Source organism: Pseudomonas sp. BNK-45, assembly GCF_047456255.1.
In the GTDB taxonomy this organism is placed as follows: Bacteria; Pseudomonadota; Gammaproteobacteria; order Pseudomonadales; family Pseudomonadaceae; genus Aquipseudomonas.
In genome coordinates, this window is sequence record NZ_CP179909.1 from 6,258,208 (window position 1) to 6,278,839 (window position 20,632).

A 20,632-nucleotide genomic window follows, 5' to 3' on the forward strand; every position below is an offset into this window, starting at 1 on the left:
TCACTCCTTATCAGTAGCCGAAGGCCAGCCAGCGGACAGGGATTCCGTTCGCCATATTTGTGCCGTTGTTGCTATCGGTTCGCCAGCGCGCACCAGTGGTAGTCACAGAGTCAAATGCAACAATTGGAATACCGCTTGCCGCGAGATCAAGCCCGCTATTGGCGTTGTTCGCTGCTGATGAGCCTATGAGTGAAAGCACGCTTGTCGGGAAAGCGAAGGGAAAAGCGAAGTTTCCAAACGGACCTGTTCTGCCGCCTGTGGTGATAATCACTCCCCACTGAATCACCAGCCCGCCCAGCCAGAATGGCAAAAAGATTCCACCATTTTGCGCGAACGAGAAGGAGAAACCCCACCGCAGCTTTTTCGGCGTCACCATCACTGAGTCATCAGTACCAGCATTCACCTGAGTCTGGGTTCCGACTTTTGCGGTCCCCTGATTGTTCTCAGTCGCTTGAGCTGCAAGCGGGGCCAAAACCGCAATGTCAATGTTCCCCTGATTGACGGGCGCGCTCCAGGCTTTGATGCACCACATGACAGAGAGGTTGCGCGGACGGGTTTCAGCTCCCCCAGTCGGGCTGGTTGGCTGGGTTAGTTCTCCAACTTTCGCTCCGTTGTGCAACGGCCCAGAAGACCCGCCGCTGCCGTATGTATTTTGATTACCGATTGGATGAGTGTGCGACTTGAACTCATCAGCCTGCCAAGTGCCAAGAGCACGCCCAGCATCCACACCGCGCCCATGGTCCCATCCCCGCAAGAACTCCCCCCGAGACTCAGGCAATCGGAAGTTTCCAGCACCCTCATCGCCCTTGTTGAAGGTGGTCCCGAGATAAGCCGCAAGATCGGGATAAGCGGCAATGCTTTGCACGCTACCGTTAAGTTCAAGATAGCCCGGTGGAACCTCACCCTTGGGAAATGGAATGATGGCACCGACAGGGTGTGCAGACTTGAGTGCGGCCAGTTCCTTTACCAGCGCTGCTACGTCGATGTTTCCCTGATTGATGGGTGCGTTCCAGGCTTTGATGCACCACATGACCGCCAGGTTGCGTGGGCGGACGTACATTGCAGAAGCTATACCGGGACCACTAATATTTGCCCCGGTCCCAACGTACTGAACATTTGGTAGAGCCGTCGGAGTCCCATCAGAGTTCAGCCGCGCCCTGAATGCTGCAGAGTCATCATTGAGATCATTGTAAAACGCTACAACGCTTACTCCTGAAACTACCGCATCGCCTGCTGAGACAATCGACGCATCTTGCCGACTTCCAATTTCCCGCCCAGCATCCACCCCACGCCCATGATCCCACCCCCGCAGGAACTCGCCCCGAGACTCGGGCAAGCGAAAGTTTCCAGCCCCCTCATCCCCCTTGTTGAAAGTGCTCCCCAGATACGCCGCCAGGTCTGGATAAGCCGCAATGCTCTGCACACTGCCATCGATCTCCAGAAACCCCGGCGGCACGCTGGCCCTGGGAAACGCCACCATCGAGCCCACCGGCAACGATGACGACTGCGCCACAATCGACTCGATCTCAGCCTTGGTGTAGGTGTCGGTAATGCCATGCCCGGCCAGGGTGCTCGGGTTGGTCCCGGCGATCACGCGGCCGTACTTGTCGACCGTGACGTTGGCATAGGAGCCCGCGCTGATGCCGGTTCGCCCGATGGCCATCTCGAAGGCCAGCGGCGTGGTGCCGAGGACAATCGGCCCGTCGGTAACCAACTGCCAGACGCTGTCGCCGTTGACCGTGCCCTTCTCGATGCTGACGAACAGCCCGGGGGTGACCTCCAGGCTGGTGTCAGCATCCTGGACACGGGTCCAGACGCCCGTCGACGACACCACATACAGCCCGTTGTCCTTGGCCTGGGCCTGGTTCTTCACCAGCACCCGGGCATCGGCCGGCAGCAGCACGCCGTCGATGGTCTGAATTCCGCTCAAGGCGATATTGGCGGTGGTGGCCACCAGCGCCGAGTGCTTGAAGTCCAGCTTGGCCAGGGCCTCGATCACCGCACTGTCGACATACTCGCGAGTCGCCAGCACCACAGCAGGATCAATCTTCAACACGATTTGCGCGGTGTTGGCGACGATGAAGTTCATGCGGATGACTTGGGTCTTGCCGGTGCCCTGGGCCAGCAGGGGCTTGAAGCTCGGGGCGCAGTTGGCCACCGCCACCAGGTCGCCGTCGGCGTCGAACAGGCCGATCTCGCGGATCCAGCGCCCACCGACATCAGGCGGGATCACCTGCTCGGTGATGATGATGTTGGGGTTGGCCGGGTCGGTGCGCACCTGGTTGACCGGGGCGCGGCGCCATTCGTTGATCAGCTTGGTCTGGGCCTTGTTCGGGATGGGGTCGGTGCCGTTGGCATCGCCGACCGCCATTTCCTTGAAGGTCCAGGACGTGCCCAGGGCCGTGGCATTCGCCTGTTTCGCCTCGCCCACTGCCGTGAGGATGGCGAAGAACTGACTGTTGGAATCAATCATGAGTACACATCCAGGGTGTCTGTTTCATCAATACACATGACCTGGCCATAACGGCCGGTCACTTCAATGTCGCGGGGTGTCGGGGGATAAACGTCGAGCACTTCGCCTTGATCCACGTAGGCGCCGTAACCGATGACACCGGAGGTTTCCAGGCTGATGGCCAGGCCGGTCATGTGCCGGCTGACCGGCCGGGCGTCGTCGATCAACCGGGTCAACTCCTGGTACATCTCCTCGGTGATGCCGGTATCCAGCACCCCGACTTTCAAGGCAAAGGTGGCCGGTTCGCCTTCAGGGACCGTCTGCCACCATTCGACCACTTCGATCAGGTAACCCAGCGGTTCCACCACCCGGCGCAGCGCACCGAGGGTGCCTTTGCGGGCGTGGATGAAGTAGGAGGCGCGAATGGCGTTGCGCTTGACCGTCTCGGACCAGCGCGGGTCCCAGCGATCCACCGACCAGGCCCAGGCCAGTTGCGGCAGCAGATGCACCGGGCAGGTCGCCGGGTCGTACAGGGTGCGCAGCATGATGGCGCTGTCACCGCTACCGGCCGCCTCCAGGGCGCGCTCCAGCGGCGTGCTATTGATCGGCAATAGGCTGGTCATCTCAGCTCCCCAGCGTGACGCTGTAACCGGTGCAATACGCCGCTTGAGCCTTGGTCGGGGTGATGTCTTGCCAACCCGCCAGATCGACCCGAGCCACGCCGGCCACATGCAACTGCGCATCAATGGCCGAACGGGCCACCTCGATGCCCAGGCGCCGGCGTGGGTTGACCCAGGCAGCCAGCTTGCGCTCGGCTTCTGCCAGGGCGGCGTCACCTTCCGGGCCGGAGCCCTTCATGTGCAGCACCGCGTCGATGCGATACGGCAAGACTTGGGCACTCTGGACCGTGACCCGGTCGCCGAGCGGTCGCACGTCTTCATCGTTGAGGGCTGCGGCAACGGTCGCCAGCAAGTCAGGACTGGCCGCGCCATTTCCCTCCAGGCTCAGCACCGTGACCGTCACCCGGGCCGGTGCCGGGCTTTCGGCCTCGGCGTCGGCTACCAGCGCAGAAGCGTTACGGGCATGCAGGATGTAGCTGTTGCGCGGGCCGGCCGTGGTCAGTCCTTCATAGGCCAATTGCACACGCTCGCGCAGCGCGTCGTCAGCTTCCTTGACCTCCTCCAACGGCGGTACCGCCTGCGGGTCTGCGGCCTGGATCACCAGGCGCTGCAGTTTGACGTTGGCCGCCAGGTGGTCCAGGTCCGTGCCCTGGGCATGGGCCAGCAGCAACGCCTTGGCGGCGTCGTTGACCCGGGCCCGCAGCAGCATGTCAGCGTAAGCCGAGACTTCCAGCAGTTTGCTCACCGGGTCGCTTTCCAGGTTGGCCGTCCAGTTCTCGCCCATGTGCCGGCGAAAGGTGTCCAGCTTGCCCTGGTACAAGGCCTCGAAATCCAGGGCTTCAAGCACCTGGGGTGCCGGCAGCGCCGACAGGTCCAACGTACTCATGCCGTCACCTCCAAAACCGCGCGATTGCCCAGGTACTGGCCGGTCAATTGAAAACTGATCTGGCCTCCCACCACCGCGACCACACTGACCCGCTCCAGCTTCAAGCGTGGCTCCCAGCGCAACAGCGCCCGTGCCACTTCGGCCTGCACCGCGCTTTTCCAGCCGCCGGTCACTGGCAGGTCGACATAACGACGCAGGTTGCTGCCGTATTCGGGGCGCATCCGCCGGCTGCCCAGGGGCGTGGTCAGGATGTCCTCGATGGACTGCCGCACATGCTCGATGCCGGACAGCGACAGGCCGGTACGGCGATCCATTCCGATCATGGCCTTACTCCTGTGCTTGCAGATCCGGGTGGCTGGCGAGGTAGTCCAGGGCAACGCGGTCGCCGGCCTTGACCGATACCTGTCCCTGGACCACCGGCAATTGGCGGCCATCCGGCAGGATCAGATGACGCGAGGTGTAGAGGCTGTCGCGAAACACCACAGCACCGGTGCCGGCCGGACGGCCGTTTTTTTTCTTGGGGGTGGCCATTGGATTCTCCGGGTAGAAAAAACCGCTCTGGGCGGGTTGCTTGAGTGATAGGTGGGTCGTGCGGGCGATGGGGCCAAGGATCACTGCGGCGGAGCCGTTGCACCGGGGCCTGACATCACACCCGGGTGGGTATGGGTCGAACCGACGTTGACTCCGTTATGCTTCAGGCTCCCACCGTTGATCTGCACATCGCCATTCAAGGTGATCGCTCCGCTCAGGGTGATGCTGTCGGCCTTGCCGGTAATGCTGCTGTCGGTGACCTGCGCCGAGCTGGCGCCGACCTGAATGCTCACCGTGCCGCTGGGCAGGCTGATGCTGTAGCTCTTGGCCTGCCAGTCATAGACCAGCGAGCCGCCATCCTCGAAACGCCAGACCTCGACATGGTCGCGGTTGTCCGGCTGGGGACCGGCGTTGCCATACAGGCCGGGAACGAAGGTGCCCTGGGCCGGCTCGCCGCTGGGGCTGATCAGCACGCCCTGCTCCCCCAGGCTCGGCGCCCGCCAGTGCCGGGCCTTGCCCGCGGCCTGGCTGTGCCAGCGCAGCCAGGCGCTGGTCCACCCGGCACCATCGGAAACCCGCACCAGACCGGCAGCCAGATCCACGCCGACCACGCTGCAAGGCAGGATCAGACCGGCAATCATGCGGTCGTGGGTTGCAGACACGTAACTCACGCCATGTGCTCCGGCGACTGGTAGTCGCCCTCGTGGCCGGGTCCGGTATCGGGGCTGAAGCCCAACACCAGCGTGCCCGGTGGTTGATCGGGCCAGGGCCATTGCTCCTGGCCCAGGTAGACCAGTTGCTGCCACTGCACGATCCACTCGGCGCGATAAGCCGGATCGGCCACCGGGCCGGCAGGCTTGGCCCATACCGCCGTTGCCCCTTCGACAAAGTCCAGGTTCCACTGCTGGCAACGCAACAGCTCAAGCAACTGCGCCGCCAGCATGGCCGCCTGCAAAGGCGCCTGTGCCAGTTCGGGGTCAACCCGTATCCGCGCCTCGAAGGTGGCCCGCATGCAACTGCGGCCATCCCCGGGGTCGGCGGCCTGGTCCAGGCCGGTAACCGCGAAGTGGAGCGCCGGTTCAGTGACGCCTTCGAGGATCTTGGGGAAGGCCTCAACCCTCTGCAGTTGCGGCATCGCCAGCTTGATGGTGGAGGTGATGGCGTCTTTTAGCTGGGTCAGTTCGTTCATTGTGTAGTTCCTGAATCAGGTCGAGGCGCCCCAGCCGCCAGGGCCGATGAGCCTTGTTGAAGGCCGGAGCCGATGCGGGATCAGCGCTGATCCGGGTTCGAGTCCCGTGAGGGCGGTTCGCATACTCCGATGCGCTTGGCCGCCCAGCGCTCGTAGAGGCCGATGGCGACGTCGGCACCGGCCATGGCGGTCAGGCAACCGAAGGCACAGGCGGTCCAGATCGAGACGCCGGCGGCATACAGCAGCATGATGGCCGAGACCCCGCAGACCACGCAGGCTCCAGAGCGCAGCGCCAGGCGCCGTAACAGCGACCAGCCACGGGCGCCCTCCTTGTCGGCGCGCCACATTTCGCCGGAAACGCCACCGACCAGCGCCAGGACGATGACCAGCCAGATCGGCATGTCCAGCAACGCTTGCTGCTCGTTTGTCATTCACGTCTCCCGTGCGGATTGAGGCCAGCGAGATGGCCAGTTGATAGAAAGCTGAAAAGGGTGATTCAAGGGGTCCCTGTCTATTGGCGGCCCACGTTAGGCAGGCATTCCAAAAAGCCCGGTCGCCCGGGCTTTTCAGTAATGCAAACCTTGGTCTTTCGGCACTACTGGTGCGGTACGGACCCATTCAAATTGTTCCTCCGACCGCGACCCTGTCCGCCGGATAACTGCTTCTGGTGCTTTACGCTGCACACCCGGGTCAGTTGCCAACCCTCTGAACCGTCGAGGCCGGCTCATCGCTGCCTTTGCTTTGCCACTAAAGAGCGTCGTTGCAGCCGTTGTTGAACGGCTTGAGATGGATAATATGCATTCATGCATATGCAGTCAATGCGTAAATGCATTTATTTATGCGAAAAAATTGCACGCGTGCATGGAGCCCGCATAAATGCAGGGGGGAGGATTTTTCGAGGGCGAAAAAAAGCCCGCTCAGTGGCGGGCTGTGTCTGACCGTGATGGCTTAGCGGGCGTACATGCCCCACCAGAAAACGTGACCGAGGATGCTGATCTGCTCCTCCTGGATATCCTGGAAGCTGTAGTCCTCGTCCGGATGTTCATCGCGGTTGAAACTGCGCAGGCGGATCCCGGTGGGCAGGCGATACAGCTGCTTCACCCGCAGCTGGCCATTGTGGTTGATCGCGTAGAGGTCGCCATCGATGATGTCGCCAATGGCGCATTTGCCGGCATTGACCCCGACCGTGGCGCCATCGCGCAGCACCGGCAACATGCTATTGCCCCGCACCGTGACGCACTTGGCCTGATCGAACTGCACGCCGTTGTGCCGCAGGCTGCGCTTGCCGAAGCGCAGGCTGGCGCGCTCGCTTTCCTCGATGACGAATCTTCCTGATCCAGCAGCCAATTCAACCTCACGCAGAAAGGGAACCGACACCTCGTCGTCATCGACAGGGGTATCGTCGTCCCACAGGCTTATGTCCTTGAGTTCCGAATGAATCTCGTCACGGGGGGCCGCCGCGCGGGCAGGCGCGATGTCCACGCGCCCGCGCAGTTGATCGGTGCTCACCTGGAAGTATTCGGCGATCCGCGAGATGTGCTTATCCGAGGGATCGACGATCTTCCCGCTGAGAATCCGCGAGAGGGTGGATTGAGGCACACCGGTACGGCGGTGAAGCTCCGTGGGGGAGATTCCATCGCGATCCAGCAGCTCTCTTAAGACGGTAGAAACATTGCGTATTTGCATAGAACGCATATTGCTCGATCTTTTAGGCAATGACAAATGCTGTTTTGCATATTTGCAATGCATTTGCCGGACAACCCTGCTCGCGCCTTGGTGCCTGCGAGCCCGGGGCACCCATGGTAACCTTGCCGCCATCTGCAAAAAGCCGGGCCCAGCGCTCCTTTGCTTCACCCATTCAACGAATCCGCCTAAATACCAATGAGTAAAACTACCTCCGATCTGTCCTCCCACACGCCGATGATGCAGCAGTACTGGCGCCTCAAGAACCAGCACCCTGATCAGTTGATGTTCTACCGCATGGGCGACTTCTACGAGATCTTCTATGAAGACGCGAAGAAGGCCGCCAAGCTGCTGGACATCACCCTGACGGCGCGCGGACAGTCGGCGGGCCAGGCGATTCCCATGTGCGGCATTCCCTACCACGCCGCCGAGGGCTACCTGGCCAAACTGGTGAAACTCGGCGAGTCGGTGGTGATCTGCGAGCAGGTTGGTGACCCCGCGACCAGCAAAGGCCCGGTGGAGCGCCAGGTGGTGCGCATCATCACCCCGGGTACTGTCAGCGACGAAGCCCTGCTGGACGAGCGCCGCGACAACCTGATTGCCGCCGTGCTGGGCGATGAGCGCCTGTTCGGCCTGGCGGTACTGGATATCACCAGCGGCAACTTCAGCGTCCTGGAAATCAAGGGCTGGGAAAACCTGCTGGCTGAGCTGGAGCGGATCAATCCGGTCGAACTGCTGATCCCCGATGACTGGCCGCAGGGCCTGCCGGCGGAAAAACGCCGCGGTACAAGGCGCCGCGCGCCCTGGGATTTCGAGCGCGATTCGGCTCACAAGAGCCTCTGCCAGCAGTTCTCCACCCAGGACCTCAAGGGCTTTGGTTGCGAAACCCTGACCCTGGCCATCGGCGCCGCCGGTTGCCTGCTCAGCTACGCCAAGGAAACCCAGCGTACTGCCCTGCCCCACCTGCGCAGCCTGCGTCACGAACGCCTGGACGACACCGTGGTGCTGGACGGCGCCAGCCGCCGCAACCTGGAGCTGGACACCAATCTGGCCGGTGGCCGCGACAACACCCTGCAATCGGTGGTCGATCGCTGCCAGACCGCCATGGGCAGCCGCCTGCTGACTCGCTGGCTGAACCGCCCGCTGCGCGACCTCAAGGTCCTGCAGGCGCGTCAGTCGTCCATTACCTGTTTGCTGGACGGTTACCGCTTCGAACGGCTGCAACCGCAGCTGAAGGAAATCGGCGATATCGAGCGGATTCTCGCGCGAATCGGCTTGCGCAACGCCCGTCCGCGCGACCTGGCCCGCCTGCGCGACGCCCTGGCCGCGCTGCCGGAACTGCAAGAGGCGATGACTGAGCTGGAGGCGGATCACCTCAAGCAGTTGGCGCTCACCACCAGCACCTACCCGGAGCTGGCAGCGCTGCTGGCCAAGGCCATCATCGACAACCCGCCGGCGGTGATCCGTGACGGCGGCGTGCTCAAGACCGGCTACGACGCCGAGCTGGACGAGCTGCAATCCTTGAGCGAGAACGCCGGGCAGTTCCTGATCGACCTGGAAGCCCGCGAGAAAGCCCGTACCGGCCTGGCCAACCTCAAGGTCGGCTACAACCGCATTCACGGCTATTTCATCGAGCTGCCCAGCAAGCAGGCCGAGCAGGCACCGGCGGACTACATTCGCCGGCAGACCCTGAAAGGCGCCGAGCGCTTCATCACGCCGGAACTCAAGGCGTTCGAAGACAAGGCGCTGTCGGCCAAGAGCCGGGCCCTGGCCCGGGAGAAGATGCTCTACGATGCGCTGCTGGAAACCCTGATCAGCCATCTGCCACCGCTGCAGGACACCGCCGGCGCCCTGGCGGAGCTGGATGTGCTGAGCAACCTGGCCGAGCGCGCCTTGAACCTGGACCTCAATTGCCCGCGTTTTGTCAGCGAGCCGTGCATGCGCATCACCCAGGGTCGTCACCCGGTGGTGGAACAAGTCTTGACCACGCCTTTTGTGGCCAACGACCTGAGCCTGGACGACAACACACGGATGCTGGTGATCACCGGTCCGAACATGGGCGGTAAATCCACCTATATGCGCCAGACCGCGCTGATCGTGCTGCTGGCCCATATCGGCAGCTTCGTCCCGGCGGCCAGCTGCGAGCTGTCCCTGGTGGACCGGATCTTCACCCGGATCGGCTCCAGCGACGACCTGGCCGGCGGCCGTTCGACCTTCATGGTGGAAATGAGCGAAACCGCGAACATCCTGCACAACGCCACAGAGCGCAGCCTGGTGTTGATGGACGAAGTGGGCCGCGGTACCAGCACTTTCGACGGACTATCCCTGGCCTGGGCTGCGGCAGAACGTCTCGCCCAGCTACGGGCCTACACCCTGTTCGCCACCCACTACTTCGAGCTGACCGTACTGCCGGAAAGCGAACCGCTGGTGGCCAACGTGCACCTCAATGCCACCGAGCACAATGAACGCATCGTGTTCCTGCACCACGTGCTGCCAGGACCTGCCAGCCAGAGCTACGGCCTGGCGGTAGCCCAGCTGGCCGGGGTTCCCAGCGCTGTCATCAGCCGCGCCAGGGAGCACTTGAGCCGTCTGGAAACCACCAGTTTGCCCCATGAGGTGGCGCCTCCAGCACCGGGTAAAACCTCGATTCCGCAGCAAAGCGACATGTTCGCCAGCCTGCCGCATCCGGTACTGGAAGAACTGGCCAAGCTGGATCTGGATGACATGACCCCGCGCCGAGCGCTGGAAATGCTCTATACATTGAAGACGCGCATCTAACGCGAACGCCTTCAAGCTGTTAGAATCTCGCGCGGTTTGGGATGCTGCGGACTATTAGCCTGGTTCGCAGACTATCGCTCCCAAACCTGGCGACCCCGTCATGTTGGGGCTCCGCTGCCGCCGCCTGAGGAGAGAATTAGAAATGACCTTCGTCGTCACCGACAACTGCATCAAGTGCAAGTACACCGACTGCGTAGAAGTCTGTCCGGTGGACTGCTTTTACGAAGGCCCGAACTTCCTGGTGATTCACCCGGATGAGTGCATTGACTGCGCGCTGTGCGAGCCTGAGTGCCCCGCTGTAGCTATTTTCTCCGAGGATGAAGTCCCGGAAGAAATGCAGGAATTCATTCAGTTGAACGTCGAGCTGGCAGAGATCTGGCCGAACATCACTGAAAAGAAAGAACCGTTGCCGGATGCCGAAGAGTGGGATGGCGTCAAAGGCAAGATCAAAGACCTCGAACGCTGATTGCCCCGCGTTCCTGAAAAGGCCCCTTGCGGGCCTTTTTGCGTTTCTGGGAACGGGGTTCTTGCGATTGGGGACTTTTCGCCAGGCAAAAAAAAGGGGCGGTATGACCCGCCCACTTTTTCCCTAGTCCCTGTGTTCCTTTTCATCGTCCTGATGAATCGCTTCCTGCGATGTCCTGACCATCGTCCTTGATGGCTGTGTCTATCCGTCGACACAGGGCTGATATTAGAGAGTTCCCTGATAAGAGCAATCGCACCTATCCCGGGAAATACTGTCGAAGGCCAATAGGAAAAATAAAAAATACTCTTATAAATCAAATAGATAAAAAACAACCTAAGGTGTTTTAGGCAAGCCTGAAGCACTAGCGAACCGAACACCTACGAAAAAGTAATCTATTGCTTACACGCAAGTTAAGAGTAATCCCATCCTTGATCAGAATCCGAGCACTCAGGGCCAAAACACTTAGCCAATAAAAAGCCCCGAACGAATCGGGGCTCTTGCGGATCAGCTCCAGAAGCTACTGGAACAGCGACTCACTGGACAGGCCATTCTTCTCAAGGATCTCCCGCAGGCGCTTGAGCCCTTCAACCTGAATCTGCCGAACCCGCTCGCGGGTCAGGCCGATCTCCAGGCCGACGTCTTCGAGCGTGCTGCTCTCGTGCCCCCGCAGACCAAAGCGGCGAACCACAACTTCACGCTGCTTTTCAGTCAGTTCGGAAAGCCATTGATCGATGCTTTGTGACAGATCGTCGTCCTGCAAAAGCTCACAAGGATCCGTCGGACGGTCATCCGTCAGGGTGTCCAGCAGGGTTTTGTCCGAATCCGGTCCCAGCGAGACATCAACCGAAGAAACCCGCTCATTCAGACCGAGCATGCGTTTGACTTCGGCCACCGGCTTCTCCAGCAGGTTGGCGATTTCTTCGGGAGAGGGTTCATGATCGAGTTTTTGCGTCAACTCACGGGCGGCGCGCAGGTAGACGTTGAGCTCTTTGACCACATGAATCGGCAGCCGAATGGTGCGGGTCTGATTCATGATCGCCCGTTCGATGGTCTGACGAATCCACCAGGTGGCGTAGGTCGAAAAGCGGAAACCGCGTTCCGGGTCGAACTTCTCCACTGCCCGGATCAGGCCGAGGTTGCCCTCTTCGATCAGGTCCAGCAGCGACAAGCCGCGATTGACATAGCGCCGGGCGATTTTCACCACCAGGCGCAAGTTGCTTTCAATCATGCGTTTGCGCCCGGCAGGGTCGCCACTCTGCGACAAACGCGCAAAGTGCACTTCCTCTTCAGGAGAGAGCAATGGAGAAAAACCGATTTCATTGAGATACAACTGCGTCGCATCGAGGGCGCGCGCGTAATCAATGTACTTGTGTTGCTTAAGTGATGCGGAGCTTTTGGATTTGGCGCGAACGGAAGGTGGAGTTGCCCCCTCATTATTCGACATCGAATCCATATCGATACTGCTCTCCATAAGGAGAACTTCATCGTCGATGTCAAACTCCGGCACTTCTTTACTGAGAGCCATTGTTATAGTCCTTTGGTGAGTTCGACCTCAGGCTCAAGCGGCGCCTTAATCCTTGGCAACGCTGGAGCCTGTTCCCTCTACGTGAGTGGAACAGGCTGGTGACGGATCAACGTCGTGGCAGGAATTGCAGCGGATCTACAGGTTTACCTTGTCGGCGAATCTCAAAGTGCAGTTTCACCCGGTCTGTACCAGTTGATCCCATCTCGGCAATTGTCTGTCCGACTTTGACCTGCTGTCCCTCCCGAACCAATAGCTTGCGGTTGTGGCCGTAAGCACTGACGTAGGTTTCGTTGTGTTTGATGATGACTAATTCGCCGTAGCCCCTTAAGCCACTCCCGGCGTAAACCACCGTCCCATCAGACGCAGCTAAAACAGGCTGTCCCAAATCCCCGGCGATATCAATGCCTTTATTCAAACTACCGTTTGAAGAGAATTTTCCAATCAGAACGCCGTTTGAAGGCCAGCCCCAACCTGTCGGTGCGAGGCCCGCAGGCGTAACCGGGGCAGGCGCCGGCTTGCTGGCCGCGGGGGCTGCGGTGCCTGATGCTGGAGCCGTTGCGGGGGCCGTAGCAGCACCAACGGGACGACGAATAACCGTGGTCTTGCTCGACGACGAGGCACCGGACTGGGTACTGGTAACCACCGTGGCCGGCGCTGCGCCAGTGCGGCCATCAAAGCGAATGGTTTGCCCGGGATGGATGGTATAGGGCTCGGCAATATTGTTGCGAGCGGCCAATGCCTTGTAGTCCCAGCCATAGCGGAAGGCAATGGAGAACAAGGTGTCGCCACGACGCACCACATATTGCCCAGTCGTGACTGTCGGACGCTGAGGCGCGGCGGTATTACTGCGCTCAACCACACCTACGCTGCTGGACTTGGTACTGGAACAACCGACCAACAAGGAACTCAAGACAAGGCCAATCATCAGTCGCTGAAAGCTTGATATACCTATTCGCTGCGCAATGACTGTGAGACTCACCCGCCGCTCCCTTTATGGTGGTTGACGATATAGATTGCCTTGCTCAGGCGTGAAATGACGCAAGTATAACTGGACGACCGCGCTTTACCGCTGGCAAAGCGCACCACACAGTGGCAAGAAATGACCATTGAAGGCCACCAGACTCATTGACGATCAATACGGCACTAAGACACAGCACTTCAAACAGAATTCACCCAGCCCCGACAAATACTCAGGCCAGCGGCCCATTGAGCAGAGGCACAAAACGCACCGCCCCCAGGACATGCCGGGCAAAGCCGTGTTCTTCTCGAATGATCAGCATCAACTGCTGCACTTCTCCTGCCCCCACCGGAATCACCAGGCGTCCGCCCGGAGCCAGCTGGTCGAGCAGCGCCTGGGGAACATCAGTGGCCACAGCGGTCACGATGATGCCGTTGTAAGGCGCCAAGGCTGGCCAGCCCTCCCAACCGTCACCCCAGCGAAACACCACATTGCGCAGGTTCAACTCCTGCAGCCGTTCCTTGGCACGGTCCTGCAGGACCTTGATCCGCTCCACAGAAAACACCCGCTCCACCAACTGCGACAGCACCGCCGTCTGGTAGCCGGACCCGGTGCCTATCTCCAAGACCTTGTCCAGAGGACCGGCCTCCAGCAGCAGCTCGCTCATGCGCGCCACCATGTAAGGCTGGGAGATGGTCTGGTTGTGGCCGATCGGCAGGGCCGTGTCTTCATAGGCCCGATGGGCCAGGGCTTCATCAACGAACAGGTGCCGCGGCGTACGACGAATGACTTCCAATACCTGTGGATTGGACAGCCCTTCATCGTAGAGCCGTTGAATCAGGCGTTCGCGGGTACGCTGGGAAGTCATGCCGATTCCCCGTCGCAGCAAATCGTCTTGCTCACGAGCCATCAGCGCAGCCCCTCCAACCAGCCGTCCAGGCTCCGGAACGCGTCATTGAACGTGCGATCCAGCTGCAACGGAGTGATGGAGACATAACCTTGCATCACCGCATGAAAATCGGTGCCCGGGCCGCCATCTTCGGCATCCCCGGCGGCGGCAATCCAGTAACCCGACTTGCCACGGGGATCGACGACCTTCATCGGTGCCGCCGCGCGCGCGCGATGGCCCAGGCGGGTCAGCTGTATGCCACGAATATGATCCAGTGGCAGGTTGGGAATATTCACGTTCAACACCGTCCGTGGTGGTAAATCCAGCAAGCCCTGAGCCTGCACCAGCTTGCGCGCGAAATGGGCCGCCGTGGCAAGGTTTTCCACCTGCCGCGACACCAGCGAAAAGGCAATCGCCGGACGCTGCAGAAAGCGCCCTTCCAGGGCTGCGGCGACCGTTCCGGAGTACAGCACGTCATCCCCGAGGTTGGCCCCCAGGTTGATCCCCGACACCACCATATCCGGCTCATGCTCCAGCAGGCCGTTGAGCCCCAGGTGCACACAGTCGGTCGGCGTGCCGTTGATGCTGATGAAGCCATTGCCGAGGGTATGCGGATGCAACGGACGGTCAAGCGTCAGCGAGCTGCTGGCGCCGCTTTTGTCCTGGTCCGGTGCGATCACCACACAGTCGGCGTAATCCGCCAGCGCAGCATGCAGCGCGGCGATACCGGGTGCGGTTACCCCATCATCGTTAGAAATCAGAATACGCATGAGCTGTCCGTCTGCCCCACCGGCACCAGATCGACGAGTTCACGCACCAATGCGGTGGCGAAACACCCGGCCGGCAGGACGAATTCCAGTTGCAGAATGTCAGGCTCGGGATAATGCCACGTCAAACCGCCAATGGGCAGCCGCAGGATGCGTCGTTCGTGGCTCATGCCGGCTCTGATCAGCCAATCACACAGTGCCGCCTCGCGGCCGGCAATCTGTTGCTCAAGTTCGTGGGACACACCGCTCGCCGGAGAGGCGCCCTCGCCCCACAACGGACCGGTGGGGTGCAGGTCGAGAATCGCCAGGCGCGGGTCCGAGCATTCCTCAGGACCGGCCATGAAAAAACTGCGACTGTCGGTAAACGCCAGCAGGTCACCGACTTGCGCCTGCTGCCAGCTGCCGTCTGCCACCCGTGCCGCCAGCACCTGATTGAACAGATAGCTGCGGGCCGTGGAAAGCAGGCGCGAACGCACATTGCGCTGCTCTGGCAAAGCCTGGCGCGCGGCCCAGCCACGGGCATCCACCAGGTTGCCGCCGTCGTGGCCAAACCGCTGGGCGCCAAAATAGTTGGGAATCCCGTGCTGGGCGATCTGGCGCAAACGCTCATCGATGGCCGCATGATCCGCCGTGAGCTCTGTCAGGCGCAGGGTAAAACCGTTGGCCGCATGGGCACCGCGCTGCAGCTTGCGCTTGTGGCGGGTAGCCTTGAGGATTTTCAGGGTGTGGTTTTCCGCAGCGCCAAGATCCGGGTCAGCCTTGCCCGGCAGTTGCACGCTGAACCATTGGCGAGTCAGCGCCTGGCGATCCTTGAGCCCGGCGTAGCTGACGGTGCGCAACGATACTCCGGCGGCCTTGGCAATCCGCCGCGCGGCCTCTTCGGTATTCAGGCCACGCTTTTCCACCCACAGCCACAGGTGCTCGCCTTCACCGCTCAGCGGGATATCGAGCACTTCATCGACTTGGAAATCTTCGGCAGTGGCCTTGAGCACCGCGCTGCCCAGGGCGTCACCATAGGCCCGCGGGCCCAACAGTTGCGATTCATTCATGGGCGCAGCAACAAGGCCACGGAGTGCACCGCGATACCTTCCTCGCGGCCGACGAAACCGAGTTTTTCAGTGGTGGTGGCCTTCACGTTCACTTGGTCCAGTTCAACTTGCAGGTCCTCGGCAATCAAGGCCCGCATGGTTTCAATATGAGGCGCCATTTTCGGGGCCTGGGCGACGATGGTGTTGTCGACGTTGCCGACCTTCCAGCCTTTGGCGTGGATCAGCGCGACAACATGACGCAGCAGGACGCGGCTGTCGGCACCTTTGAACTGCGGATCGGTGTCCGGAAAATGCTTGCCGATGTCCCCCAGCGCCGCAGCGCCCAGCAGGGCATCACTGAGCGCGTGCAACAACACGTCACCGTCGGAGTGGGCGAGCAAGCCGCAATGATGGGCGATGCGCACACCACCCAAAGTAATGAAGTCGCCCTCAGCGAAACGGTGCACATCGTAGCCGTGGCCAATACGCATAAAAAAACGCCCCGAAAAAGTCAGGGCGTGATTCTACCTGCTTTGGCAGGCATTAGGCGTTAAGAGCACGTGCATGGTGCTGCAAGTGATCGTCGATAAAGCTGGCGATGAAGAAGTAGCTGTGGTCGTAGCCCGGCTGCATCCGCAGCGTCAGCTGATGGCCGGCGCTCCTGGCCGCCTGCTGCAGCACTTCTGGCTTGAGCTGGGTGGCAAGAAAGTCATCTCGATCCCCTTGATCCACCAGCAACGTCAGTTTTTCCCTGGCTTCGGCAAGCAGTACGCTGGCATCCCATTCACGCCAGCGTGAACGTTCCTCACCCAGGTAACGGGAAAACGCCTTCTGCCCCCAAGGACAATCCATGGGATTACTGATAGGAGCGAACGCCGAAACCGACTGATAGCGACCGGGATTACGCAAGGCACAGACCAATGCCCCATGACCGCCCATGGAGTGCCCGCTGATCCCACGTTTCTGCGACGCGGGAAAATGCGCCTCTACCAATTCCGGCAGTTCGTTCACCACATAGTCATGCATCCGATAATGCTGGGCCCAGGGCTCCTGGGTCGCGTTCAGATAGAACCCGGCTCCCAGGCCAAAGTCCCAGGCGCCCTCAGGGTCACCGGGCACGCCGGCGCCGCGAGGGCTGGTATCCGGAGCGACGATGATCAGACCAAGCTCCGCCGCCAGCCGTTGGGCGCCGGCCTTTTGCATGAAGTTCTCGTCGGTGCAGGTCAGGCCGGACAACCAGTAAAGCACCGGTAGCTTGCCGCCCTGTTCCGCCTGGGGCGGCAAATACACCGCGAACACCATGTCGCAGCCCAACACCTGGGAATGATGCTTGTAGCGTTTGTGCCAGCCGCCGAAGCTCTTCTGGCAGGAAAGGTTTTCCAGACTCATGGCAGACCTCCAGCCACAAGCCGCAAGCTACAAGCCGCAAGTGGGAATCCCTTCTTGGTGCTTGTGGCTTGCCGCTTGCCGCTGCTCTTAGAAATGAATGACCGAACGAATGCTCTTGCCTTCGTGCATCAGGTCGAAGGCCTTGTTGATGTCTTCCAGGCCCATGGTGTGAGTAATGAAGGTATCCAGCGGGATTTCGCCGGTCTGGGACATTTCCACGTAGCTTGGCAGTTCGCTGCGACCACGCACGCCGCCAAAAGCCGAACCACGCCATACGCGACCGGTCACCAATTGGAAGGGACGGGTCGAAATTTCCTGGCCGGCACCGGCCACCCCAATGATCACCGACTCGCCCCAGCCCTTGTGGCAGCATTCCAGCGCGGCGCGCATCAGCTGGACATTGCCGATGCACTCGAAGGAGAAATCCACGCCGCCGTCGGTCATGTCGACAATGACCTCCTGGATCGGACGATCGAAGTCCTTGGGGTTGACGCAGTCGGTAGCGCCCAGTTGCTTGGCGATCTCGAACTTGGCCGGGTTGATATCGATGGCAATAATGCGCCCGGCCTTGGCCTTGACCGCACCGATTACCGCCGACAGGCCAATGCCGCCCAGGCCGAAGATGGCCACGGTGTCACCGGCCTTGACCTTGGCGGTGTTGATCACCGCACCAATACCAGTGGTCACGCCGCAACCGAGCAGGCAGACCTTTTCCAGCGGCGCTTCCTTGGGGATCTTGGCCACGGAAATTTCCGGCAGCACGGTGTACTCGGAGAATGTCGAGGTGCCCATGTAGTGGAAAATGGGCTGGCCTTTGTAGGAAAAGCGCGTGGTGCCGTCAGGCATCAAGCCTTTGCCCTGGGTTGCACGAATGGCCTGACAGAGGTTGGTCTTGCCCGACAGGCAGAATTTGCACTGGCCGCATTCCGGGGTGTACAGCGGAATCACATGATCGCCCACGGCCACCGAGGTCACGCCCTCACCCACCGCTTCTACGACTGCACCACCCTCATGGCCGAGGATCGCCGGAAAGATGCCTTCCGGATCGGCGCCGGACAGGGTGTAGGCGTCGGTGTGGCAGACGCCGGAAGCGACGACCCGCAACAGCACTTCGCCGGCCTTGGGCATGGCGACATCCACTTCGACGATTTCCAGGGGCTTCTTGGCCTCGAAGGCTACGGCAGCACGTGACTTGATCATCCTGACTCTCCAGCGAATAAAAACGAGGCAGTGAGTGTAAAACAGCGCAATGCGATGAATAATCCAGGCAAAAGCAAAACATTATTGCCATGCAGGGATAATCAATGAGCGAAAACCGTTGGGAAGGCATCGACGAATTTGTCGCGGTTGCCGAATGCAGCCAGTTCACTGCCGCTGCCGAGCGCCTGGGGGTTTCCTCATCTCACATCAGCCGCCAGGTGGCGCGCCTCGAAGAGCGCTTGCAGACCCGCCTGCTGTATCGCAGTACCCGTCGCGTCACCCTGACCGAGGCCGGACAGACCTTCCTCCAGCATTGCCAACGCTTGCAGGACGGTCGCGAGGAAGCGTTGCGCGCCGTAGGGGACCTGACCAGCGAGCCCAAGGGCATGCTACGCATGACTTGCGCAGTGGCCTATGGCGAGCGGTTCATCGTGCCACTGGTCACGCGCTTCATGAGCCTTTATCCACAGTTGCGGGTGGACATCGAATTGAGCAACCGGCCTCTGGACCTGGTGCACGAGGGGCTCGACCTGGCCATTCGCCTGGGACGCCTGCAGGACTCACGCCTGGTCGCCACTCGCCTGGCACCACGCCGCATGTACCTATGTGCATCGCCCTCCTATCTGGAGCGCTATGGCCGCCCTCACAGCCTGTCGGAATTGAGCCGACACAACTGCCTGATTGGCAGCTCGGATATCTGGCAGTTGGAGGTCGATGGGCGCGAATTTTCGCAACGGGTGCAGGGCAACTGGCGCTGCAACAGCGGACAGGCAGTGCTGGATGCGGCGTTACAAGGCGTCGGGCTCTGCCAACTGCCGGACTACTACGTGCTGGAGCACCTGCAGGACGGTACGCTGGTTTCCTTGCTGGACGCTCACCAGCCGCCCAATACCGCGGTCTGGGCGCTGTACCCGCAGCAACGGCATCTGTCGCCGAAAGTGCGCAAGCTGGTGGACTATCTCAAGCACGGCTTGGCCGAACGCCCGGAATACCGCGATGTGTAGCCGCTGCCGCAGGCTGCGACAAGGCCCGCAGGGCCTTCAGGTTTCAAGAGCGGCGCCTCCTTCGGAGTCGTTCGCAGCCTGCGGCAGCGGCTACGAGGTTCGTCGGCCGCCCGCGATCAGCGCCGATTGGACCAACGCTGGCGCAGCCACTCAAGGTCCTCGGGGCGAGTGACCTTGAGGTTGTCGGAGCGGCCTTCGATCAGGCGTGGCGCCTGCCCGGCCCATTCCATTGCCGAAGCCTCATCGGTGACCGTCACATCGGCCACCAGGCTGTCGGCCAGGGCCCGGTGCAGCGCGCCAAGCCGGAACATCTGCGGTGTGTAGGCTTGCCAGATCAGGCTGCGATCCACGGTTTCCAGAACCCTTCCGTGCTTGTCGATCCGCTTCAGGGTGTCCCGGGCCGGCACCGCCAGCAGCCCGCCCACCGGGTCGTGCGCCAACTCGCCCAGTAGCTTGTCCAGGTCATCTCGGGAAAGATTGGGGCGCGCGGCATCGTGAACCAGCACCCAGTCTTCGTCGGCCGCGCCCTGGGCGTGCAGATGAAGCAGGGCATTGAGCACCGAACCGGAGCGCTCGGCGCCACCTTCGACCCGCTGAATCCGCGAATCGTGGGCGCAGGCCAGGGTCGGCCAGTAGGGATCATCCAGCGCCAGACTGACCACCAGCCCCTTGAGGCCGGGATGGTCGAGAAAACAGCCGAGGCTGTGTTCGAGAATTGTGCGTCCGCCCAGTTGCAGGTACTGCTTGGGACGGTCCGCGGCCATGCGGGCACCGACGCCCGCGGCAGGAATCACGGCCCAGAAGGCCGGTAGCCGATTGCTCATTGGGCCAACTGGTAGAGGGTTTCACCCTCCTTGACCATGCCCAGCTCATGGCGAGCCCGCTCTTCCACGGTCTCCATGCCCTTCTTCAACTCCATGACTTCCGCATCGAGTACGCGATTTCGCTCCAGCAGACGCTCGTTTTCAGCGTGCTGGTCGGCAATCTGCTGAGTCAGGTCAGCTACCTGGGCCAAGCTGCCGTTCCCCACCCACAGGCGGTACTGCAAGCCGGCCAGCAGCAAGAGCAAGACCAGGAACAACCAATTGGGACTGCGCATCGAATATCGGGTATCCAGTGAAAAAAGACAGCCATGCCAACAACTTCGGACCTACTGATAGCACGAAGCCTGGAAGAACCAGGCTTGTGCTCTTAAGGCATCAGATTAGTGGCAAAAAACTCGCTGTCGCGATTTTCCCGACACAATCCGGTGTCTTTTTACCATCTA

22 protein-coding genes are annotated in these 20,632 nt (G+C 61.1%); 3 read left to right on the forward strand and 19 right to left on the reverse strand.

The window, feature by feature from the left end; translation table 11 throughout:
* Positions 1-10: 10 nt before the first annotated feature.
* From ACMGG8_RS28465 to ACMGG8_RS28505, 9 genes are all read right to left on the reverse strand, one after another.
* Complete coding sequence (locus tag ACMGG8_RS28465; RefSeq protein WP_414158832.1) at positions 11-2,473, reverse strand: phage tail protein; 2,463 nt, start codon at positions 2,471-2,473, stop codon at positions 11-13.
* The gene (locus ACMGG8_RS28470; RefSeq protein WP_108544492.1) at positions 2,470-3,075 is read right to left on the reverse strand and encodes a phage tail protein I; all 606 of its coding nucleotides are present in this window, start codon (positions 3,073-3,075) and stop codon (positions 2,470-2,472) included. The genes ACMGG8_RS28465 and ACMGG8_RS28470 overlap by 4 nt, the downstream gene beginning before the upstream one ends.
* 1 nt (position 3,076) lies before the next feature.
* Positions 3,077-3,958: a baseplate J/gp47 family protein gene (locus ACMGG8_RS28475; protein WP_414158833.1), complete on the reverse strand. Its 882-nt coding sequence runs from the start codon at positions 3,956-3,958 to the stop codon at positions 3,077-3,079.
* Entirely contained in the window at positions 3,955-4,281 is a 327-nt protein-coding gene (locus ACMGG8_RS28480) for a GPW/gp25 family protein (protein ID WP_060837784.1), read from the reverse strand. Before ACMGG8_RS28480 ends, ACMGG8_RS28475 begins: the two co-directional genes overlap by 4 nt.
* Before the next feature lie 4 nt (positions 4,282-4,285).
* The gene (locus ACMGG8_RS28485) at positions 4,286-4,489 is read right to left on the reverse strand and encodes a hypothetical protein (protein WP_108544490.1); all 204 of its coding nucleotides are present in this window, start codon (positions 4,487-4,489) and stop codon (positions 4,286-4,288) included.
* 80 nt (positions 4,490-4,569) lie between these two features.
* Complete coding sequence (locus ACMGG8_RS28490; RefSeq protein ID WP_414158834.1) at positions 4,570-5,160, reverse strand: phage baseplate assembly protein V; 591 nt, start codon at positions 5,158-5,160, stop codon at positions 4,570-4,572.
* Positions 5,157-5,678 (reverse strand): hypothetical protein, encoded by a 522-nt coding sequence (locus ACMGG8_RS28495; protein WP_414158835.1) that lies wholly within the window; start codon positions 5,676-5,678, stop codon positions 5,157-5,159. Before ACMGG8_RS28495 ends, ACMGG8_RS28490 begins: the two co-directional genes overlap by 4 nt.
* Before the next feature lie 80 nt (positions 5,679-5,758).
* Entirely contained in the window at positions 5,759-6,109 is a 351-nt protein-coding gene (locus ACMGG8_RS28500) for a phage holin family protein (protein WP_016967167.1), read from the reverse strand.
* A gap of 517 nt (positions 6,110-6,626) precedes the next feature.
* Positions 6,627-7,373, reverse strand: a complete 747-nt coding sequence (locus tag ACMGG8_RS28505; RefSeq protein WP_414158836.1) for a LexA family transcriptional regulator — start codon at positions 7,371-7,373, stop codon at positions 6,627-6,629.
* 186 nt (positions 7,374-7,559) lie between these two features.
* Here ACMGG8_RS28505 and mutS point away from each other — a divergent pair, with 186 nt between their 5' ends.
* Positions 7,560-10,139: a DNA mismatch repair protein MutS gene (gene mutS / locus ACMGG8_RS28510; protein ID WP_414158837.1), complete on the forward strand. Its 2,580-nt coding sequence runs from the start codon at positions 7,560-7,562 to the stop codon at positions 10,137-10,139.
* Between the two features lie 142 nt (positions 10,140-10,281).
* Positions 10,282-10,605 carry a ferredoxin FdxA gene (fdxA, locus tag ACMGG8_RS28515; RefSeq protein WP_016964674.1) on the forward strand — a complete coding sequence of 108 codons (324 nt, stop codon included), beginning with the start codon at positions 10,282-10,284 and terminating at the stop codon, positions 10,603-10,605.
* A 517-nt stretch (positions 10,606-11,122) separates the two neighbouring features.
* Here fdxA and rpoS read toward each other — a convergent pair.
* The 8 genes from rpoS to ACMGG8_RS28555 form a co-directional block, all read right to left on the reverse strand.
* On the reverse strand, positions 11,123-12,130 hold the full coding sequence (rpoS, locus tag ACMGG8_RS28520) for an RNA polymerase sigma factor RpoS (protein ID WP_414158838.1): 1,008 nt from the start codon (positions 12,128-12,130) through the stop codon (positions 11,123-11,125).
* A 106-nt stretch (positions 12,131-12,236) separates the two neighbouring features.
* On the reverse strand, positions 12,237-13,109 hold the full coding sequence (locus ACMGG8_RS28525; RefSeq protein ID WP_414158839.1) for a peptidoglycan DD-metalloendopeptidase family protein: 873 nt from the start codon (positions 13,107-13,109) through the stop codon (positions 12,237-12,239).
* Positions 13,110-13,320: 211 nt separating this feature from the next.
* On the reverse strand, positions 13,321-13,956 hold the full coding sequence (locus ACMGG8_RS28530; protein ID WP_173655928.1) for a protein-L-isoaspartate(D-aspartate) O-methyltransferase: 636 nt from the start codon (positions 13,954-13,956) through the stop codon (positions 13,321-13,323).
* A 41-nt stretch (positions 13,957-13,997) separates the two neighbouring features.
* The gene (gene surE, locus ACMGG8_RS28535; RefSeq protein ID WP_047302063.1) at positions 13,998-14,747 is read right to left on the reverse strand and encodes a 5'/3'-nucleotidase SurE; all 750 of its coding nucleotides are present in this window, start codon (positions 14,745-14,747) and stop codon (positions 13,998-14,000) included.
* Complete coding sequence (gene truD, locus ACMGG8_RS28540; protein WP_108544480.1) at positions 14,735-15,793, reverse strand: tRNA pseudouridine(13) synthase TruD; 1,059 nt, start codon at positions 15,791-15,793, stop codon at positions 14,735-14,737. Before truD ends, surE begins: the two co-directional genes overlap by 13 nt.
* Positions 15,790-16,263, reverse strand: coding sequence for a 2-C-methyl-D-erythritol 2,4-cyclodiphosphate synthase (gene ispF / locus ACMGG8_RS28545; RefSeq protein WP_060837777.1), 474 nt, complete (start codon positions 16,261-16,263; stop codon positions 15,790-15,792). Before ispF ends, truD begins: the two co-directional genes overlap by 4 nt.
* 52 nt (positions 16,264-16,315) lie before the next feature.
* Positions 16,316-17,161, reverse strand: coding sequence for an S-formylglutathione hydrolase (fghA, locus tag ACMGG8_RS28550; protein WP_060837776.1), 846 nt, complete (start codon positions 17,159-17,161; stop codon positions 16,316-16,318).
* 87 nt (positions 17,162-17,248) lie between these two features.
* Positions 17,249-18,361: an S-(hydroxymethyl)glutathione dehydrogenase/class III alcohol dehydrogenase gene (locus ACMGG8_RS28555; RefSeq protein ID WP_060837775.1), complete on the reverse strand. Its 1,113-nt coding sequence runs from the start codon at positions 18,359-18,361 to the stop codon at positions 17,249-17,251.
* 104 nt (positions 18,362-18,465) lie between these two features.
* Between ACMGG8_RS28555 and ACMGG8_RS28560 the strand changes: the two genes are divergently transcribed.
* Entirely contained in the window at positions 18,466-19,365 is a 900-nt protein-coding gene (locus tag ACMGG8_RS28560; RefSeq protein WP_060837774.1) for a LysR substrate-binding domain-containing protein, read from the forward strand.
* Positions 19,366-19,481: 116 nt separating this feature from the next.
* Here ACMGG8_RS28560 and ispD read toward each other — a convergent pair whose 3' ends face one another.
* The gene (gene ispD, locus ACMGG8_RS28565; RefSeq protein WP_108544478.1) at positions 19,482-20,189 is read right to left on the reverse strand and encodes a 2-C-methyl-D-erythritol 4-phosphate cytidylyltransferase; all 708 of its coding nucleotides are present in this window, start codon (positions 20,187-20,189) and stop codon (positions 19,482-19,484) included.
* The gene (gene ftsB / locus ACMGG8_RS28570; RefSeq protein WP_011059544.1) at positions 20,186-20,464 is read right to left on the reverse strand and encodes a cell division protein FtsB; all 279 of its coding nucleotides are present in this window, start codon (positions 20,462-20,464) and stop codon (positions 20,186-20,188) included. Before ftsB ends, ispD begins: the two co-directional genes overlap by 4 nt.
* Between the last annotated feature and the right edge of the window lie 168 nt (positions 20,465-20,632).

Bases quoted from the DNA above. Each gene is read 5' to 3' on its own strand.
- ACMGG8_RS28495 (WP_414158835.1), bottom strand. From the start codon at position 5,678: ATGAACGAACTGACCCAGCTAAAAGACGCCATCACCTCCACCATCAAG.
- ispD (WP_108544478.1), bottom strand. From the start codon at position 20,189: ATGAGCAATCGGCTACCGGCCTTCTGGGCCGTGATTCCTGCCGCGGGC.
- fghA (WP_060837776.1), bottom strand. From the start codon at position 17,161: ATGAGTCTGGAAAACCTTTCCTGCCAGAAGAGCTTCGGCGGCTGGCAC.
- ACMGG8_RS28555 (WP_060837775.1), bottom strand. From the start codon at position 18,361: ATGATCAAGTCACGTGCTGCCGTAGCCTTCGAGGCCAAGAAGCCCCTG.
- truD (WP_108544480.1), bottom strand. From the start codon at position 15,793: ATGAATGAATCGCAACTGTTGGGCCCGCGGGCCTATGGTGACGCCCTG.
- ACMGG8_RS28505 (WP_414158836.1), bottom strand. From the start codon at position 7,373: ATGCGTTCTATGCAAATACGCAATGTTTCTACCGTCTTAAGAGAGCTG.
- ACMGG8_RS28530 (WP_173655928.1), bottom strand. From the start codon at position 13,956: ATGACTTCCCAGCGTACCCGCGAACGCCTGATTCAACGGCTCTACGAT.
- ftsB (WP_011059544.1), bottom strand. From the start codon at position 20,464: ATGCGCAGTCCCAATTGGTTGTTCCTGGTCTTGCTCTTGCTGCTGGCC.
- fdxA (WP_016964674.1), top strand. From the start codon at position 10,282: ATGACCTTCGTCGTCACCGACAACTGCATCAAGTGCAAGTACACCGAC.
- ACMGG8_RS28470 (WP_108544492.1), bottom strand. From the start codon at position 3,075: ATGACCAGCCTATTGCCGATCAATAGCACGCCGCTGGAGCGCGCCCTG.
- ACMGG8_RS28560 (WP_060837774.1), top strand. From the start codon at position 18,466: ATGAGCGAAAACCGTTGGGAAGGCATCGACGAATTTGTCGCGGTTGCC.
- rpoS (WP_414158838.1), bottom strand. From the start codon at position 12,130: ATGGCTCTCAGTAAAGAAGTGCCGGAGTTTGACATCGACGATGAAGTT.
- ACMGG8_RS28465 (WP_414158832.1), bottom strand. From the start codon at position 2,473: ATGATTGATTCCAACAGTCAGTTCTTCGCCATCCTCACGGCAGTGGGC.
- ACMGG8_RS28485 (WP_108544490.1), bottom strand. From the start codon at position 4,489: ATGGCCACCCCCAAGAAAAAAAACGGCCGTCCGGCCGGCACCGGTGCT.
- ispF (WP_060837777.1), bottom strand. From the start codon at position 16,263: ATGCGTATTGGCCACGGCTACGATGTGCACCGTTTCGCTGAGGGCGAC.
- ACMGG8_RS28475 (WP_414158833.1), bottom strand. From the start codon at position 3,958: ATGAGTACGTTGGACCTGTCGGCGCTGCCGGCACCCCAGGTGCTTGAA.
- ACMGG8_RS28500 (WP_016967167.1), bottom strand. From the start codon at position 6,109: ATGACAAACGAGCAGCAAGCGTTGCTGGACATGCCGATCTGGCTGGTC.
- surE (WP_047302063.1), bottom strand. From the start codon at position 14,747: ATGCGTATTCTGATTTCTAACGATGATGGGGTAACCGCACCCGGTATC.
- mutS (WP_414158837.1), top strand. From the start codon at position 7,560: ATGAGTAAAACTACCTCCGATCTGTCCTCCCACACGCCGATGATGCAG.
- ACMGG8_RS28480 (WP_060837784.1), bottom strand. From the start codon at position 4,281: ATGATCGGAATGGATCGCCGTACCGGCCTGTCGCTGTCCGGCATCGAG.